The following is a 16,438-nucleotide window of genomic DNA, read 5'->3' as shown; positions in this document are numbered from 1 at the left end:
AGATGTCATCAAAGGTTATTGTTACAATTTTCGGTGCGAGTGGAGATTTAGCTAAACGCAAACTCTACCCTTCCCTTTTTAGACTCTATAAATCAGGCAATCTTTCTGAGCATTTCGCAGTTATTGGAACAGCTCGTAGACCTTGGAGTAAAGAATATTTCGAATCTGTTGTTGTTGAGTCCATCCTTGATTTGGCAGATAGTACCGAGCAAGCCCAAGAGTTTGCAAGTCATTTCTACTATCAAAGTCATGATGTTAATGATACTGATAATTACATTGCTTTACGTGAATTACAGGCTGAGCTTGATGAGAAATACCAAACGGACCACAATAAACTCTTCTTCCTATCAATGGCTCCTCAATTCTTTGGTACCATTGCAAAACACCTCAAGTCTGAAAACATCGTTGACGGTAAAGGCTTTGAGCGCTTGATTGTTGAGAAACCTTTTGGTACAGACTATGCCACCGCTAAACAACTCAATGAAGAACTTCTTGCCACCTTCGACGAGGAGCAAATTTACCGCATTGACCACTATCTTGGTAAAGAGATGATTCAGAGTATCTTTGCGGTTCGTTTTGCCAACATGATCTTTGAGAATGTTTGGAACCGTGAGCACATTGATAATGTGCAGATTACCTTTGCTGAGCGCTTGGGTGTTGAGGAACGTGGTGGCTACTATGATGAATCAGGCGCCCTCCGTGACATGGTTCAAAACCACACTCTCCAGCTTTTATCTCTTCTAGCCATGGACAAGCCAGCTAGCTTTACAAAAGATGAGATTCGCGCTGAAAAAATTAAGGTATTTAAAAATCTACACCAACCAAGTGAGGAAGAATTAAAAGAACAGTTTATCCGTGGTCAGTATCGCTCTGGTAAAATCGATGGTATGAAATACATTTCCTACCGTAGCGAGCCAAACGTTAACCCTGAGTCTACAACAGAAACCTTTGCATCTGGGGCCTTCTTTGTAGACAGCGATCGCTTCCGTGGCGTTCCTTTCTTCTTCCGTACTGGCAAACGCCTGACTGAAAAAGGAACTCATGTCAATATCGTCTTTAAGCAAATGGACTCAATCTTCGGCGAGCCTTTGGCGCCAAATATCTTGACCATCTATATCCAACCAACTGAAGGATTCTCTCTCAGCCTCAATGGGAAGCAAGTCGGTGAAGAATTTAACCTGGCACCAAGTTCTCTGGATTACCGTACAGATGCTACCGCTACTGGAGCTTCACCAGATCCATACGAAAAGCTAATCTACGATGTCTTGAACAACAATTCTACCAATTTTAGCCACTGGGATGAGGTGAGTGCTTCTTGGAAATTGATTGACCGTATCGAAGAGCTCTGGGCTGAAAATGGTGCCCCACTTCATGACTATAAAGCCGGAAGTATGGGACCTCAAGCAAGTTTTGACTTACTTGAAAAGTATGGAGCCAAATGGACCTGGCAACCAGATATCGCTTATCGTGAAGATGGACGTTTAGAATAGCAAAAATATCCTGCAAGATTGACTTGCAGGATATTTATTTTGTATTAAATCAAGCCTTCTAAGAGACCCTTCATAAAGTTTTCTGAGTTAAATTCCCCGATATCATCGATTTTTTCACCGAAACCAATTAATTTCACAGGGATATTGAGTTCTTCGCGGATAGCCAGAACAACACCACCTCGGGCAGTTCCATCAATTTTTGTCAAAACAATTCCAGTCAATGGTGTTATCTTAGAAAATTCCTTAGCTTGTACCAAGGCGTTCTGTCCAGTTGAAGCATCGAGTGCCAGGAAGGTTTCATGAGGTGCCTCTGGAACGACACGTTTGATAATACGACCAATCTTTTCCAACTCGGCCATAAGGTTGTCCTTGTTTTGCAGACGGCCTGCTGTATCAATCATAAGAATATCAATCCCTTCTGCTACAGCACGTTCCATCCCATCAAAGACCACACTTGCTGGATCAGCCTTTTCAGGCCCCGTCACAACAGGAACATCAACACGACGGCCCCACTCTGCTAGCTGGGCAACGGCTCCAGCACGGAAGGTATCCGCCGCAACCAGCATGACTTTCTTGCCAGCTTGTTTGTAACGATGAGCTAATTTCCCAATAGAAGTTGTCTTCCCGACACCATTAACACCTACAAAGAGCATGACAGTCAAGCCATCTTGGAAATGGATTTGTTCATCGTAGTTGCCATCCTTTTCGTAGAGCTCAACCAATTTCTCGATGATGACACGACGGAGTGCGTCAGGTTTCTTAGCATTTTCTAATTTGGCTTCATAGCGGAGCTCTTCTGTTAGATTAGAAGCAACCTGCACACCGACGTCACTCATGATGAGCAGTTCTTCCAATTCTTCGAAGAAGTCTTCATCGACAGAGCGGAAGTTGGCAAAGAAGGCATTCAATCGTGCACCGAATCCCGTACGCGTTTTCTTGAGACTGCGGTCATATTTTTCCTGAACAGTTTCTTCAGACTGGGGACTTTCTTCTCCTACGCCTTCAGTCCCTAGCTCTTCTCCACTTTCTAGAGATTCTTGGCTCCCTTCTTTGAAAAATTCTTCAAACTCTTGGCTTTGCTCTAGCTCATTTGATTCTAACTCAATCTCTTCTTGAACCGTTTCCTCAACTGCTTCTGGTTCAATCTCTTCTTCTGTCATGACCTGAGGTAGTTCTTCTTGAGCAAGAGTTGCTTCCACTTTGTCCCTTCCTGCCTCTTCCTGACTTGTTTCTTCGATAGCCGTTTGATTTTCTTCAACCTCTTCTGACAAATCAATAGTTTCCAGAGCTTCTTTCACAATATCTTCGATTTTCGGCTCTTCTTTTTTCCCGAATAAACGGTCAAATAATCCCATATTCTAATTCTCCTTTAGCACGTATTCTTCAATAGCCCATGCAACGGCTTCCTCGTCGTTGGTCATGGGGGTAATCACATTGGCAACTGCCTTAACTGCTGGAACTGCATTTTGCATGGCAACTCCCAGACCTGCCCACTCAATCATGGAAAGGTCATTGGCCTCGTCCCCACAAGCCATGACTTGACTTTGATCGATTCCCAAGTATCTAATTAATTTCGCTAAACCTGTTGCCTTGTGGACATTTTTCGGTGACCATTCCAATAAGAGTTCACGCGATTTGAAGATTTCGTATTGGTCAAACAATTCTGGAGAAATCTGTTGAATCGCTTCATCCAAAGGTTCTTGGGCAAAGGCAGTCACACATTTATTATACGTCATCTGACTAGATAGATCCTCAAAAGCGACAGGTACGAAGGTCAGGGCTGGGTTGAACTTAGCATAGAGACTTTCTTGGTCCGACTGGATTTGATAGACTGTACCTTCTGAAATGGCATCTAACGGTAATCCCAGTTTTTCAGTTTCCTCGTATAATCGCGCCACATCGTCGATTGAAAAGACGGTTTTATCGAGAATCTCTCCCGTGTTTTTCTGCACTAGACCACCATTAAAGGTGATGGTGTACTCGTCCTCCTGACCGTCAGTCCCTAGCTCATGGAGAAAGAAATCCATAGCCTTTAGAGGACGCCCTGTTGTCAGTACGATCTTGATGCCACGATCACGCGCAGCTTTGAGGACTTCCTTGGTACGATCTGTCAGCTTTTTATCCGTTGTCAGCAAAGTGCCATCCAAGTCCAGTGCAATCAATTTAATATCTGCCATTGTGAGCCCTCCATATAAGCCATCACTGATTGGTCCTTATGGTGGCCAATCACTGTCTCTGCTAATTCTAAAATCTCTGGTCGCGCGTTTTCTGGAACGATTGGGTGACCGACAACCTGCATCATGTGAAGATCATTGAGATTATCGCCAAACGCCATGACCTGATCCATGGTCATACCCAGCTTTTTAGCCAACTCAACAATAGCCACACCCTTATCAACATAGTCCAAGACAATATCGATGGATTCAAAACCAGTTGTCATGGCTTTCACACCAGAAACGTTTTCGTTGACCCAGGCCTCTCCAGCTTCTATCGTATCTTCTGTAAAGTTAGTGGTGAATTTAAAAATCTCATCCTTGATATCTTCCAAACTCGCTACTTTTTGAATATTTTCATTGTAGTGACGGCTAAACATGAGATAAGTCTCATCCACAGTGTCCAATACATAACAAGCTTTTTTCCCAGTCAGTAGCATTTTGTTTTCATCAAAATAGGGCGATTTCTTCAAAGCTTCAAAAGTGCTCAAGTAAAAATCCCGTGACATAGTAGCCTCATACATATCCTCACCATGAAACTCAACATAGCTCCCATTTTCAGCTATAAAAATCACTTCATCACGCACATCCGCAAACAGCTTTTTCAGGGATAAGATACCACGACCTGAAGCCACGGCAAAATAAATCCCCTTTTCCTTGTAGGAAACAAGTAAGTTTTTGAGGCGTTCCATATCAAACTGACCCTTTCCGTCAAGAAAGGTTCCGTCCATATCAGTTGCTACAAGTTTAATCATAAAATCCTTCATACTCCAATTGATAAATCTACCTTCTATTATACCATAGATAAGCTAAAAAAGAACTAGTACAGAAGGATTGGCTATTGGATAGCAGGGCTTTTTCGGTAAAGATTCTCCACTATCATAACCAAAAGTTGTCTCCTGAAATGATGGTCAAGGCTAAGGGCGTTACAGTGGGAATGTCAACCATCTACTACTGGATTCATCATGGAAAATTAGGACTAACCAAACAGAATCTCCTTTATCCTAGAAAAGGAAAAACTGTCAAGAAACAAGCTAGCCTCAACTTTAAACCTGCTGGTCAATCCATCGAACAGCGTCCCAAGGCTATCAATCTTCGATTGGAGAATGGGCATTATGAGATTGATACAGTCCTACTTACAAGAGCGAAAAACCACTGTCTACTGGTCTTGACGGATCAAAGGAGCAGACATCAAATCATACGATTGATTCCAAATAAGAGCGCTGAGTCCGTCAATAAGGCTCTAAAACTTATCTTAAGACAACATCACATTCTTTCCATCACGGCAGATAATGGAGCCGAATTCAACCGCTTGGCTGATGTATTTTCTAAGGAGTATATCTACTATGCACACCCCTATGCCTATTGGGAAAGGGGAATCAATGAGAATCACAATAGGCTCATTCGTAGATGGTTACCTAAAGGAACCAAGAAAACGATTCCTAAAGAAGTCGCCTTCATCGAAAATTGGATCAACAACTATCCTAAAAAATACTTGGACTACAAGTCTCCCAGAGAAGACTGCTTGCTGGCTAACTTGAAATTTAGCTTTAAACTAATAATAGACTTTTACCCCTAAAATTGATAAAATAAAAAAGAAAATAATAGAAAAGGAAACTGTAAATCGCTATGATGAACATGCAAAACATGATGCGCCAAGCACAAAAACTTCAAAAACAAATGGAACAAAGTCAAGCAGAACTCGCTGCTATGCAATTTGTTGGAAAATCTGCTCAAGACCTTGTCCAAGCGACCTTAACTGGAGATAAAAAGGTGGTCAGCATTGACTTTAACCCAGCGGTTGTAGATCCAGAAGACCTAGAAACCTTGTCTGATATGACCGTTCAAGCCATCAACGCTGCTCTAGAACAAATCGATGAAACGACTAAGAAAAAACTAGGTGCTTTCGCTGGAAAATTACCATTCTAATCACCTACAGAAAAAGGAGGAAGGTTCACTTCTCCTTTTTTCTATGTTAGAAATTAAAGAACTCCGTAGCTTTTTTCAAAAGGAGATCGGTGTATTCTGGATCTTCCTGAGCTGCTGCTAAAGTCTCCTGTAGCATCTCCATGTCATCTGTAATCATCCCATCCACTGACAACTGCAACGATTTATCAAGTGCATCAGAGCTATTGATGGTCCATACGTAAAGCTTTTGTTCTGTATACCAAAGTTTAGTAACAAAATATTCATCCAATGTTGAATACTCCATGGTATAGCCCGTTGCCTTGGTTTTTGGGAAGATACTGTTATAGGGAAGAATAAAGTAAACTGGAATTTCAGAATCATAAGCCAACACCTTATCAATCACATGATAGTCTAGTGATTGCATCTGGTGTCCATATTTCTTGATAGTCGCCCCATACTTTTCAAGGAAACGTTCCATCATTTGTGGACTGTCTTTTTTACTGGTTTTAATTTCAATCAACAATCTTTGATGAAGTTCATTCGCGCGATTGAGATAGTCATCAAAACTAGATATCTTGGTTCGATAGCCATTTTCAGAAATATCTAACCCTGTCAACTCCTCCAAAGTCAAGTCTTGAGGTCTGGCATTGATACCTGCTAAGTTCTTAAGATTGGCGTCATGCATCATCACAAACTGACCATCTTTGGTCTCCTGTACATCCATTTCAATCAAATCTGGTTTCAATTGCGCTGTTTTTTCCAAAGACTGTACAGTGTTTTGTACACCATTTTTATTTGAAACGCCCCTATGTGAAATGACTAAAGGGGTATTTGTCACAGGAGCTTCCAGATAGATATAACCTTCCAGCGCAAAAAAGATACTAGCGCAGCCCATAACTCCCCATCTCATCAAATGGTCTTTTTTTCTTCTTGGCATAATCTCCAGTTCCTCACCTGTCAAAAAGGAGACAAACTTAACAAGGAAATAGGTCAAGGCCATATAGTGGATGTTTTTTATCAAGACAAAGTTGATAACTCCAAGAATCAGTGATTCTTTCTGTGTTAAATTGTCAATTACAATCTGCCCTATTAGCAAAGGAGTCAAGAGAAGGAAGAAAAAGAGATAAGTTTTAATAATAATGAGTAGCAAGTTCCAAGCATAAAAGAGAACTTGTTTTTTTGTCTTTTGTAGGCTATATTTTACTCCTTCTCTCACAGTCCTCTTTTCAAAGAGAATCTTCGGAAGGGCAAACATGAGTCGGACAGACACATAGAGCAAAATCCAAGCAGATGCAAAAATCATCAAGCCTACTAGCCAGTACTTGTCTTCCAGATAAGTCACGATAAAGTCTGGAATAACGATTTTATTTAAGTAATAAATTTTTAAAATTTTCCTGATGAAAGGAAAGAGCATGGCTACGTAGAAGAATACAAAGGCCATCTTACAGAAGCTCAAGCATTTCATGAATAGAAAACTTTGCTGGAAAACTTTGCGACTGTACTCAATCAAGGTTCTCTTTTCGTGGTAGAGAAGGTGGCGCGCCCCAATAAAAAGGAGGCAAATCTGGAAATAGGCCACCAAAAGATTGATTACAATCAAGACGAGAAAGGCCAGACTGATTAAAGGAGAACTCGTGATAATGGCAAAAATATTATTGTAAGAAATAAACAAATAGCCCGTCTGGCTGAGTAAAAGACCAGCAAGAAAAGAATTGAGAGGTAACCACAGATACTCCACCATCATGAAAATTAAGAAAAAGAGGAAGAGAACTTTATCTAGGTTGAGGTAAATTTTCCTAAAACCTAGTTTTTTAGGTTTTTCAGGTTTCATAGGCACTCCTAGTCTAGAAATTGAGATAAGTCTAGCCCACCAAAGGGATTCATGGATAGATTACTCTGTTCTTCTAACAATAGTTTTCCTTCGTCAGACTCCAGAAAGGCTTCATAAACACGCGCTGTCATGCGCGCATCTTCTAAACTATTATGTGACTTACCATGAAAGCCTAAGAAATTCGCCACAGTTTGCAGTTTGAGATTAGCTATGCCGTGTAGGTCGGAACTACGGCGTTCAAAAGCCTCATCATATAGGTCTACCTTATACTGGTCACGATAGTCCAAGCCATGCTCCAAGAGAATAGGCAAATCACTCTTGGCTGCATTGTAGCCAACGATAGGTGAATTGCCAACAAATGCCTGAAAGTCCTGTAAAACTTGTTCTACTTTTGGCGCATCTTTCAAGGTTTCAGCTGTAATTCCTGTCAAACCATTAATAAAACTCTTTAAAGGCACGCTGGTATAGACATAAGAATCAAAGGCACCTATCTCTTGACCATCTTGAAAACGAACTGCTGATACCTGAATTAAATGAGTAACCCCTTCGTGTTGATTGAATTCTAAGTCAAAGGCGATATAGTCTCTTAATTTTTCCATCATTTACCTCAATTTCGACTCAATTTAAACTATAAATAAGAAAAGAAGCTATTAGGTTAGTGAATAACCCAAACAGCTTCTTTATTTTCCTCCAAATAGGCGAGCAAAAAAGCCTTTTTTGGTTGCTTGGACTTCTTCTTTTGCTTGGTCCAACTCGAGTTTCAAGCTTTCTTGATCCTTCATTGCTTGAAGAGTTAACTGTTGCTGTTGGTCCAATTGTTTGTCCTTTTCTGCAATCTGGCGGTCTTTGATGCGCATCTGCTCATCTTTTTCTGCCAGTTGCTGGTCCTTGGCCTTGAGTTGCTCGTACAAACGAAGAATTTCAGCGTTTTTCTCATCGACCAAGATTTCCATCAGTTCGCGTTGTTTGACATCATCACTGACTGGTTCATCTTCAAAAATCGTTTTTTTATAGATTTCTTCTAGCTTGATCAAGCCACTTCGAGTAACTACAGTTACACCTTTGTCATTTTTTTTCGTGTCCTCTTCGGGAAGTTCTTTGACACGATTGTTGATTGCCTGACGAGATAGTCCTAAGACCTCTGCAATCTCGCTGACGGTCATTTCAATACTCATAATATCCTCTGAAACGTTTTCTAGCTTTTCTTTATTTAAATCTTATCATAAGCTAGATAAACTGTCAAATTTCCGCTTAATTCAAGGCCTTTAAAAAGGCTAGTAAGACTTGGGCCGAACGACGTCCAGCTTCGATAATAAACTCATCAAATGAGATAGAGGCCTCGTGATTGGCATTGTCACTCATAGCGCGAATGACGAGGAAAGGTAGGTCAAGAGCCTGAGCCGCTTGAGCAATGGCTGCCCCTTCCATTTCAACTGCTAAAACATCTGGAAAGTGGGATTTGATACTAGCAATCTTATCATCTCCAGCTATAAAACTGTCCCCTGTAGCAATCAAGCCTAGGTGCCAGGTCTGTTCTACTTGAGATAAACTTTCTTTAATCCTAGTGATAAACTTCTGATCTGACTCAAAGTAAAGAGGTTGACCAGCCATCTGACCATAAGCATAGCCAAAAGCAGTCACATCCACATCATGGTAAACCAACTTATCCGCAATCACTACATCTCCAACGGCAATCCCTTCTGCAAGTGCACCTGCTGATCCTGTATTAATAATGGCTTCTACTTGGAAGTGGTCAGCTAACACCGCTACACTCATAGCCGACATAACTTTCCCAATCCCACTCTGAACTAGGACAACTTCTGTCTTGCCAATAGAGCCAGTGTAGTATGTATTTCCGAGGACTTGGACTTCTTGAGGTTTATCCAAATTCTGAGTCAAATGTATCAGCTCTTCTGGCATGGCAGCAATGATTCCAATTTTCATTTCATTTCCTTTCAATTACAAGAGTTTCATTGCCAAAACTAGCAAAATCAAAAGTAGGATGACTGCAAACAAGATGCGATTGAGTTTCGAATTAAAAACATTTCTCTTGGTGTTCTCAATGCGGCGGCTCTTATGAATCGTTGGTTCTACTTCGATTGTAAGTGTATCTTGACTAAAACCGTGGTCTCTAGAACGTGAATTACCAAAATGTTGTGAAGATGTTGGTAGGATCTTGGTTTTCTCATCATCTTGAAGAGGTGGTCCTGAGATTTTCTCACCTCGGTTGGCACGTTCAATCATTTCGTCTGTTAATAAAGGTTTTCCCATGGGTTGCTCCTCTATTTCTTTTGTAGTTCCCAGTACTGGATTGCCATGATTGTCTTGGCATCACAGATATGACCTGACTGGATCAGATCCTTGGCTTCCTCTAGACTGACTTCTAAAACTTCCAAGGTTTCATCATCATCTTGTGGACGAGGGTTTTCCACCTTGACCAAATCACTAGCAAGGTAGAGTTTTAGTTTTTCATTACAAAATCCAATCGCAGAATAGAAATCGTACAACAGTTCTAACTTACCAGTGTATGCAACTTCTTCTTCTAATTCACGGAGGGCAGCCGCCATTGGATCCGCATTTTCACCAAGTTCTAGTTTACCAGCAGGAATCTCATAAGAAACCGCCTCAATAGCTTTTCGGTATTGCTTAACGAGAACGATTTTGTCTTCGGCTGTCACAGCTAGCACACAAACAGCTCCATTGTGAAAAATCAAGTCACGTTGGGCAGTACCCTTTCCTTCTGGTAGTTCCACCTGATCTTGTACTAGTTTGAAAATAGGACCTTGATAGATTTCCTTCCTACTAATCGTTTTTTCTTCAAATTCCATGACAGACTCCTACTGGTTCTTTGGATGATGAGGGAGGCGAGTCGCATATTCATCTTTGTTGACCTGACGTCCACGACCGATAGCGATGGCATCGGCAGGAACATTCTTGGTAATGGTTGAACCCGCTCCAACCAGAGAATTATCCCCAAGTTCTACAGGAGCAATAATGGTTGAGTTTGAGCCAACAAAGACATTGTTACCGATAACAGTCTTGTATTTGTTTTTCCCATCATAGTTCACTGTAATCGTACCTGCACCGAAGTTAGCATGGCTACCCACTTCACAATTTCCGATATAAGTCAAATGACCCGCCTTGGTATTTTCACCGATTGAAGATCCTTTTACTTCAACAAAGTTTCCAATGTGTACTTGGGAAGCTAGGCTTGAACCTGGACGAATGTGGGCATAGGGACCGACTGTCACACCGTCCGCAACACTACTTTCCTCAATCATAGAATTCGTAATCACAGCTCCAGCTCCAATGGTGCTATCCACGATATAAGTCCCATTTGTTAAAATAGTCTCCGCCCCAATCTTCGTTTGACCTTTCAAGGTAACGTTGGCTTCAATTTGGACTTCAGGAGCAATCTCAACATCAATGTCAATGTAAGTTGCTTCTGGATTAACAAAGCTGACACCATTGACCATGTGAGCGTGATTGATACGGCAACGCATCACTGCTTCTGCAGTAGCAAGAGCCACTCGGTCGTTTACTCCAAGACTTTCATCAAAATCCTTGAGAGTATAGGCGCCAACCTTCTCACCCGCATTACGGAAAATACCAATCACGTCAGTAATATAATACTCACCTTGGGCATTGTTGGTGTTGATGTTTTTCAGGGCTTCAAAAAGACGTTCATTGTCAAATACGTAAGTTCCAGTATTGATTTCCTTAATTTGTTTTTCAAAGTCTGTGGCATCTTTCTGCTCCACAATGCGAAGAACTTCAGCATTATCGTTACGGACGATACGACCATACCCAAAAGGATTTGCTGCTTCAGCTGTCAGGATGGTCGCCACATTTTTGTGATTGATATGGAAATCCAAGAGATTTTTCAAGCTTTCACCTGTAATCAGAGGAGTATCCCCAGCGATAACCAAGGTATGGCCAGTACGATTTTGGAGAATGGGTTCTGCCATCATGACAGCATGCCCTGTGCCTAGTTGTTCTGATTGGGTAACAAAGTCTGTCTGACCAGCCAATACTTGCTCAACTAGCTCAGCCTTGTGACCCACTACGGTAACTGTCTTTTCAGGTTGAATAGCTCCAACACTGCGAAAAACATGTTCCAACATCGAAATTCCTGCTACTTTATGAAGTACTTTGGGAAGATCTGATTTCATGCGAGTACCCTTACCCGCTGCTAAAATAATGGCATAATTTGACATACTATTCTCTTTTCTGTAAAAATTCCCTTATATTATACCATAATTTTACTTTTAAAGAACAAACAAACAGGTGCTTTCCTGAAAATCTCCCCTAATTGTCTACATTTCTAAACTGTTTCCTTTGATTTTTTTAAATTTTTACGATAAACTAAATAAATATGAGAAAACAAATTCATCCTGCTATTATTTTTAGTTTATTTGGAATTTTCATAGCGATTTTACTCCTCAACAAACCAAGTTTTGAGGACCATCCTATCAAAATTAAACCAAATGCTCTTCAAGTTGAAACACAAGCCTTGCATAATCTTGACAAGCCCATTATCGATGTCTCTGGTTGGCAAAGACCTGAGGAGATCAACTACGACACCTTATCTCAAAACATTTCTGGTGTTATCGTTCGCGTGCACAATGGGGCTCAGCATACTGAAGCAAATGATGCTGCCTTTATCAATGGTGTCGATAAAGCCTATAAAAATCATATAGCAGAATTTCAAAAACGGAATGTCCCTGTGGGGGTTTATGCCTATGTAGCTGGAAAAAGCAAAGAAGATATGGAGAAGGCTGCTGAAGTCTTCTACAACGCTGCTTCTCCTTACAATCCTAGCTACTACTGGTTAGATGTTGAAGAAAAAACAATGTCCGATATGAATGAAGGCGTTGAAGCCTTTCGTGCCAAACTGGCAGCTCTCGGCGCTAAAAACATCGGCATCTACGTTGGGGTTTACTTCATGCAAGAGCATAGTATCAATACAGATAAATTCTCTGCTATTTGGATCCCCTCCTATGGAACAGACTCTGGTTATTTTGAAACGAAGCCAAATACTGATCTGGACTACGATCTCCACCAGTACACTTCTAAGGGAAGAATTGCAGGATTTGAACATCATTTGGACATCAATTTGATTTCTACTACTAAAGAGAAGGAAGAAACCTTCAGAAAACTATTTTTAAGACCATAAGACAAGTGAAAATAACAAACTTTTTCACTTGTTTTTTCATTTTCTCCCCGTCTGTGTTATAATTGATAGCATAGAGAAAGAATTTTATGAATTGAGGATTTTATTATGTTTTCATGGATTGCACGAGTTATTAAAGGAATCGTCATCGCCTTAGGATTTATCCTACCTGGAATTTCTGGCGGTGTTTTAGCAGCTATTTTGGGAATTTACGAGCGAATGATTTCTTTTCTGGCTCATCCTTTTAAGGATTTCAAATCAAATGTCCTTTACTTTATCCCAGTAGCTATCGGGATGTTGCTCGGAATTGGTTTGTTTTCTTATCCGATTGAATATTTGCTAGAAAATTACCAAGTCTATGTTTTATGGAGTTTTGCTGGAGCTATCATCGGTACGGTTCCTAGCCTCCTTAAAGAATCTACTCGAGAATCTGATCGTGATAAGATTGACCTAGTCTGGTTCTGGACTACCTTTATCCTTTCAGGCCTAGGACTCTACGCGTTAAATTTTGTTGTTGGTTCTCTCAGTGCTAGTTTCGCTAGTTTCATCTTAGCAGGTGTTCTTTTAGCTCTTGGTGTCTTGGTGCCTGGTTTAAGTCCGTCAAATCTACTCTTGATTTTGGGACTGTACGCTCCAATGCTCACTGGTTTTAAGACCTTTGATTTGTTTGGTACCTTCCTTCCTATTGGTATTGGTGCAGGAGCAACTCTCATTATCTTTTCAAAATTAATGGATCACGCCTTGAACAACTACCACTCTCGTGTCTATCACTTTATTATCGGAATTGTGCTTTCAAGCACCCTCTTAATCTTGATTCCAAATGCTGGAAATGCTGAAAGTATCCAATACACTGGGCTTTCTATTGTGAGTTATGTTCTCATTGCCTTCTTCTTTGCGCTTGGTATTTGGCTTGGTATCTGGATGAGTCAATTGGAGGATAAGTATAAATAATGGCAAAGAAAGTTAAGATTAAAAAAACCTTGGTAGAACAAATCTTGACCAAGGCGGGTATTGACCATACTGGTATTCAGATCAACGCGCTTGAGGGTGAACTTCCTTCAGAATATGATCGAACTCATATCTTTAAAACCTTGGCTCTATTAGGGGACAAAACGGGGCCAATTATCGGAATCGTTCCCATAACAGAACACCTCGCTGAGAAAAAACTAGCAAAGGTTTCTGGCAATAAAAAAGTGAGCATGATTCCTCAAAAAGACCTAGAAAAAACGACAGGCTATATTCATGGGGCTAATAACCCCGTCGGCATTCGCCAAAAACACAATTATCCTATTTTTATTGATAGAATAGCTTTGGATTTGGATAAAATGATTGTCTCTGCTGGGGAAGTCGGGCATAGTATCATCATCCGACCTCAAGACTTAGCCAGCTTTGTAAAAGCGGATTTTGCTGATATCTTGGAGGAAAGTAAGTAATGAAACTCTATTTTGTTCGTCATGGTCGCACCCTCTGGAATCTTGAAGGACGTTTTCAAGGTGCTAGTGGTGACTCTCCCCTTCTTCCAGAGTCTATTGATATCCTAAAGCAACTTGGCCAGTATCTTAAGGATATTCCTTTTGATCAGATTTATTCAAGTGATTTACCTCGAGCAGTCAAATCTGCTGAGATTATCCAAAGCCAACTCCAGACCCCCTGTCCTTTAGAAAGTATTCCAGAACTGCGCGAATGGCAACTTGGAAAACTTGAAGGTTTAAAAATCGCAACGCTCAATGCCATCTATCCACAACAAATCAAGGCCTTTCGCTCTAATCTCGCTCAGTTTGATACGAAGATGTTTGAAGCAGAATCCCTCTACTCTACGACTCAGCGTACCATTCAATTTATCAAATCTCTGAAAGGAAGTCCGGCTGAAAACATTCTAATCGTCGGTCATGGTGCAAATCTCACTGCTAGCCTACGCACTCTCTTAGGCTATAAAGAAGCTCACCTCCGCAAAGATGGAGGCTTGGCCAATGCTAGTTTGACAATTTTAGAGACTAATGATTTTGAAACCTTCACTCTGGAAAGATGGAATGACACTTCCTATCAACGAAAATAATGGAACTTGATCTTAATAGTCAAGTTCTTTTTAGTTTTCAAAGAATATCCGTGAATTTCTCTGCTATTTATGATAAAATGGGAGTATCGCAAAAAATGACTCATCGTATCAAATTTTGAGTAAAATTAGGAGGAACCCATGTCTACAGAACATATGGAAGAACTAAATGACCAGCAGATCGTTCGCCGTGAAAAAATGGCTGCGCTCCGTGAACAAGGAATCGATCCCTTCGGAAAACGTTTTGAACGTACTGCTAACTCTCAAGAACTAAAAGACAAATTTGCAGAACTTGATAAAGAACAATTACATGAATTAAACGAAACTGCTACTATCGCTGGACGTTTAGTAACCAAACGTGGTAAAGGGAAAGTTGGCTTCGCCCATCTTCAAGACCGCGAAGATCAAATCCAAATCTACGTTCGTAAAGACGAAGTTGGTGAAGAAAACTACGAAATCTTCAAAAAGGCTGACCTAGGAGACTTCCTCGGTGTCGAAGGTGAAGTCATGCGTACAGATATGGGAGAACTCTCTATCAAGGCCACACACATCACGCACTTGTCTAAAGCGCTTCGCCCGCTTCCAGAGAAATTCCACGGTTTGACTGATGTTGAAACAATTTACCGCAAACGTTACCTTGACTTGATTTCGAATCGTGAAAGCTTTGAGCGTTTTGTCACTCGTTCAAAAATCATCTCTGAAATCCGTCGTTATCTAGACCAAAAAGGTTTCCTTGAAGTGGAAACACCTGTCCTTCACAACGAAGCCGGTGGTGCTGCGGCTCGTCCATTTATCACTCACCACAATGCTCAGAACATTGACATGGTGCTTCGTATCGCGACCGAGCTTCACTTGAAACGCCTCATCGTTGGTGGTATGGAGCGCGTTTACGAGATTGGCCGTATCTTCCGTAACGAAGGAATGGACGCCACTCATAACCCTGAGTTCACTTCTATCGAAGTTTATCAAGCTTATGCTGACTTCCAAGATATCATGGACTTGACGGAGGGTATTATCCAGCACGCTGCTAAATCAGTCAAAGGTGATGGCCCAGTAAACTATCAAGGAACTGAAATTAAGATCAATGAACCGTTTAAACGTGTTCATATGGTGGATGCTATCAAGGAAATTACTGGTGTTGATTTCTGGCAAGATATGACTTTCGAAGAAGCAAAAGCTATCGCTGCTGAGAAGAAAGTTCCAGTTGAAAAACACTACACTGAAGTTGGTCACATCATCAACGCTTTCTTTGAAGAGTACGTTGAAGAAACCTTGATCCAACCAACTTTTGTCTATGGTCATCCAGTAGCTGTCTCACCGCTCGCTAAGAAAAATCCTGAAGACGAACGCTTTACTGACCGTTTCGAGCTCTTCATTATGACCAAGGAATATGGTAATGCCTTTACCGAGTTGAACGACCCAATCGATCAGCTTAGCCGTTTTGAAGCTCAAGCTAAAGCTAAAGAACTTGGTGACGACGAGGCAACAGGCATTGACTACGATTACATCGAAGCCCTTGAATATGGTATGCCACCAACAGGTGGTTTGGGAATCGGTATTGACCGTCTCTGCATGCTCCTCACTGATACAACCACTATCCGTGACGTATTGCTCTTCCCAACAATGAAATAAACTAATGTCCTCTGGTGATTGCCAGAGGATTTTTTGATAAGAAAAGAGACTCAATTTGAGGAAAAATTTTAGAAAATTTCTCCAGAATATAGTGAAATGAAATAAAATCTGAACAAATTGATTGGGAAAGTCAAATCA

The 16,438-nt window shown here is 41.0% G+C and carries 17 protein-coding genes and 1 pseudogene; 8 read left to right on the top strand and 10 right to left on the bottom strand.

The window, feature by feature from the left end; translation table 11 throughout:
• The first annotated feature begins 2 nt into the window (after positions 1 to 2).
• Positions 3 to 1,490 (top strand): glucose-6-phosphate dehydrogenase, encoded by a 1,488-nt coding sequence (gene zwf, locus E2R31_RS05580; protein ID WP_132973289.1) that lies wholly within the window; start codon positions 3 to 5, stop codon positions 1,488 to 1,490.
• A 44-nt stretch (positions 1,491 to 1,534) separates the two neighbouring features.
• Here the strand turns inward: zwf and ftsY are convergent, their stop codons facing one another.
• The 3 genes from ftsY to E2R31_RS05565 are packed head-to-tail and all read right to left on the bottom strand — an operon-like array spanning position 1,535 to position 4,458.
• On the bottom strand, positions 1,535 to 2,845 hold the full coding sequence (gene ftsY / locus E2R31_RS05575) for a signal recognition particle-docking protein FtsY (protein WP_132973287.1): 1,311 nt from the start codon (positions 2,843 to 2,845) through the stop codon (positions 1,535 to 1,537).
• A 3-nt stretch (positions 2,846 to 2,848) separates the two neighbouring features.
• A complete protein-coding gene (locus E2R31_RS05570) occupies positions 2,849 to 3,667 on the bottom strand; it encodes a Cof-type HAD-IIB family hydrolase (protein WP_132973285.1) in 819 nt (272 codons plus the stop codon).
• A complete protein-coding gene (locus E2R31_RS05565) occupies positions 3,649 to 4,458 on the bottom strand; it encodes a Cof-type HAD-IIB family hydrolase (RefSeq protein WP_125399438.1) in 810 nt (269 codons plus the stop codon). Before E2R31_RS05565 ends, E2R31_RS05570 begins: the two co-directional genes overlap by 19 nt.
• A 107-nt stretch (positions 4,459 to 4,565) precedes the next feature.
• Here E2R31_RS05565 and E2R31_RS05560 point away from each other — a divergent pair.
• Positions 4,566 to 5,282 (top strand): annotated as a pseudogene (locus E2R31_RS05560) (IS30 family transposase); the annotation flags it as partial.
• A gap of 50 nt (positions 5,283 to 5,332) precedes the next feature.
• Entirely contained in the window at positions 5,333 to 5,632 is a 300-nt protein-coding gene (locus E2R31_RS05555) for a YbaB/EbfC family nucleoid-associated protein (protein WP_061416779.1), read from the top strand.
• Positions 5,633 to 5,678: 46 nt separating this feature from the next.
• Here the strand turns inward: E2R31_RS05555 and E2R31_RS05550 are convergent, their stop codons facing one another.
• The 7 genes from E2R31_RS05550 to glmU form a co-directional block, all read right to left on the bottom strand.
• Positions 5,679 to 7,442 carry a glycerophosphoryl diester phosphodiesterase membrane domain-containing protein gene (locus tag E2R31_RS05550; protein WP_132973283.1) on the bottom strand — a complete coding sequence of 588 codons (1,764 nt, stop codon included), beginning with the start codon at positions 7,440 to 7,442 and terminating at the stop codon, positions 5,679 to 5,681.
• An 8-nt stretch (positions 7,443 to 7,450) separates the two neighbouring features.
• Positions 7,451 to 8,041, bottom strand: a complete 591-nt coding sequence (locus E2R31_RS05545; protein WP_132973281.1) for a 3'-5' exonuclease — start codon at positions 8,039 to 8,041, stop codon at positions 7,451 to 7,453.
• 81 nt (positions 8,042 to 8,122) lie between these two features.
• On the bottom strand, positions 8,123 to 8,617 hold the full coding sequence (gene rocS, locus E2R31_RS05540) for a chromosome segregation protein RocS (RefSeq protein WP_000021247.1): 495 nt from the start codon (positions 8,615 to 8,617) through the stop codon (positions 8,123 to 8,125).
• 76 nt (positions 8,618 to 8,693) lie between these two features.
• On the bottom strand, positions 8,694 to 9,386 hold the full coding sequence (locus E2R31_RS05535) for a 5'-methylthioadenosine/adenosylhomocysteine nucleosidase (RefSeq protein WP_132973279.1): 693 nt from the start codon (positions 9,384 to 9,386) through the stop codon (positions 8,694 to 8,696).
• 15 nt (positions 9,387 to 9,401) lie between these two features.
• Positions 9,402 to 9,713, bottom strand: a complete 312-nt coding sequence (gene macP, locus E2R31_RS05530) for a cell wall synthase accessory phosphoprotein MacP (RefSeq protein ID WP_132973277.1) — start codon at positions 9,711 to 9,713, stop codon at positions 9,402 to 9,404.
• An 11-nt stretch (positions 9,714 to 9,724) separates the two neighbouring features.
• The gene (locus E2R31_RS05525) at positions 9,725 to 10,270 is read right to left on the bottom strand and encodes an NUDIX hydrolase (protein WP_132973275.1); all 546 of its coding nucleotides are present in this window, start codon (positions 10,268 to 10,270) and stop codon (positions 9,725 to 9,727) included.
• A 9-nt stretch (positions 10,271 to 10,279) separates the two neighbouring features.
• The gene (gene glmU, locus E2R31_RS05520) at positions 10,280 to 11,659 is read right to left on the bottom strand and encodes a bifunctional UDP-N-acetylglucosamine diphosphorylase/glucosamine-1-phosphate N-acetyltransferase GlmU (protein WP_132973273.1); all 1,380 of its coding nucleotides are present in this window, start codon (positions 11,657 to 11,659) and stop codon (positions 10,280 to 10,282) included.
• A 158-nt stretch (positions 11,660 to 11,817) separates the two neighbouring features.
• Here glmU and E2R31_RS05515 point away from each other — a divergent pair, with 158 nt between their 5' ends.
• The 5 genes from E2R31_RS05515 to lysS all read left to right on the top strand — a co-directional run bounded on the left by E2R31_RS05515 (position 11,818) and on the right by lysS (position 16,300).
• Positions 11,818 to 12,618: a glycoside hydrolase family 25 protein gene (locus E2R31_RS05515; RefSeq protein WP_132973271.1), complete on the top strand. Its 801-nt coding sequence runs from the start codon at positions 11,818 to 11,820 to the stop codon at positions 12,616 to 12,618.
• 105 nt (positions 12,619 to 12,723) lie between these two features.
• On the top strand, positions 12,724 to 13,566 hold the full coding sequence (locus E2R31_RS05510; protein WP_132973269.1) for a DUF368 domain-containing protein: 843 nt from the start codon (positions 12,724 to 12,726) through the stop codon (positions 13,564 to 13,566).
• Complete coding sequence (locus tag E2R31_RS05505) at positions 13,566 to 14,048, top strand: aminoacyl-tRNA deacylase (protein ID WP_132973267.1); 483 nt, start codon at positions 13,566 to 13,568, stop codon at positions 14,046 to 14,048. Before E2R31_RS05510 ends, E2R31_RS05505 begins: the two co-directional genes overlap by 1 nt.
• Positions 14,048 to 14,671 (top strand): histidine phosphatase family protein, encoded by a 624-nt coding sequence (locus E2R31_RS05500; RefSeq protein WP_132973265.1) that lies wholly within the window; start codon positions 14,048 to 14,050, stop codon positions 14,669 to 14,671. Before E2R31_RS05505 ends, E2R31_RS05500 begins: the two co-directional genes overlap by 1 nt.
• Positions 14,672 to 14,809: 138 nt before the next feature.
• The gene (lysS, locus tag E2R31_RS05495; protein WP_132973263.1) at positions 14,810 to 16,300 is read left to right on the top strand and encodes a lysine--tRNA ligase; all 1,491 of its coding nucleotides are present in this window, start codon (positions 14,810 to 14,812) and stop codon (positions 16,298 to 16,300) included.
• Positions 16,301 to 16,438 lie beyond the last annotated feature (138 nt).

Source organism: Streptococcus downii (genome assembly GCF_004353325.1).
GTDB lineage: Bacteria > Bacillota > Bacilli > Lactobacillales > Streptococcaceae > Streptococcus > Streptococcus downii.
The sequence above is the reverse complement of the archived record's forward strand: the minus strand, read 5'-3'. Positions and strand labels throughout refer to the sequence as shown.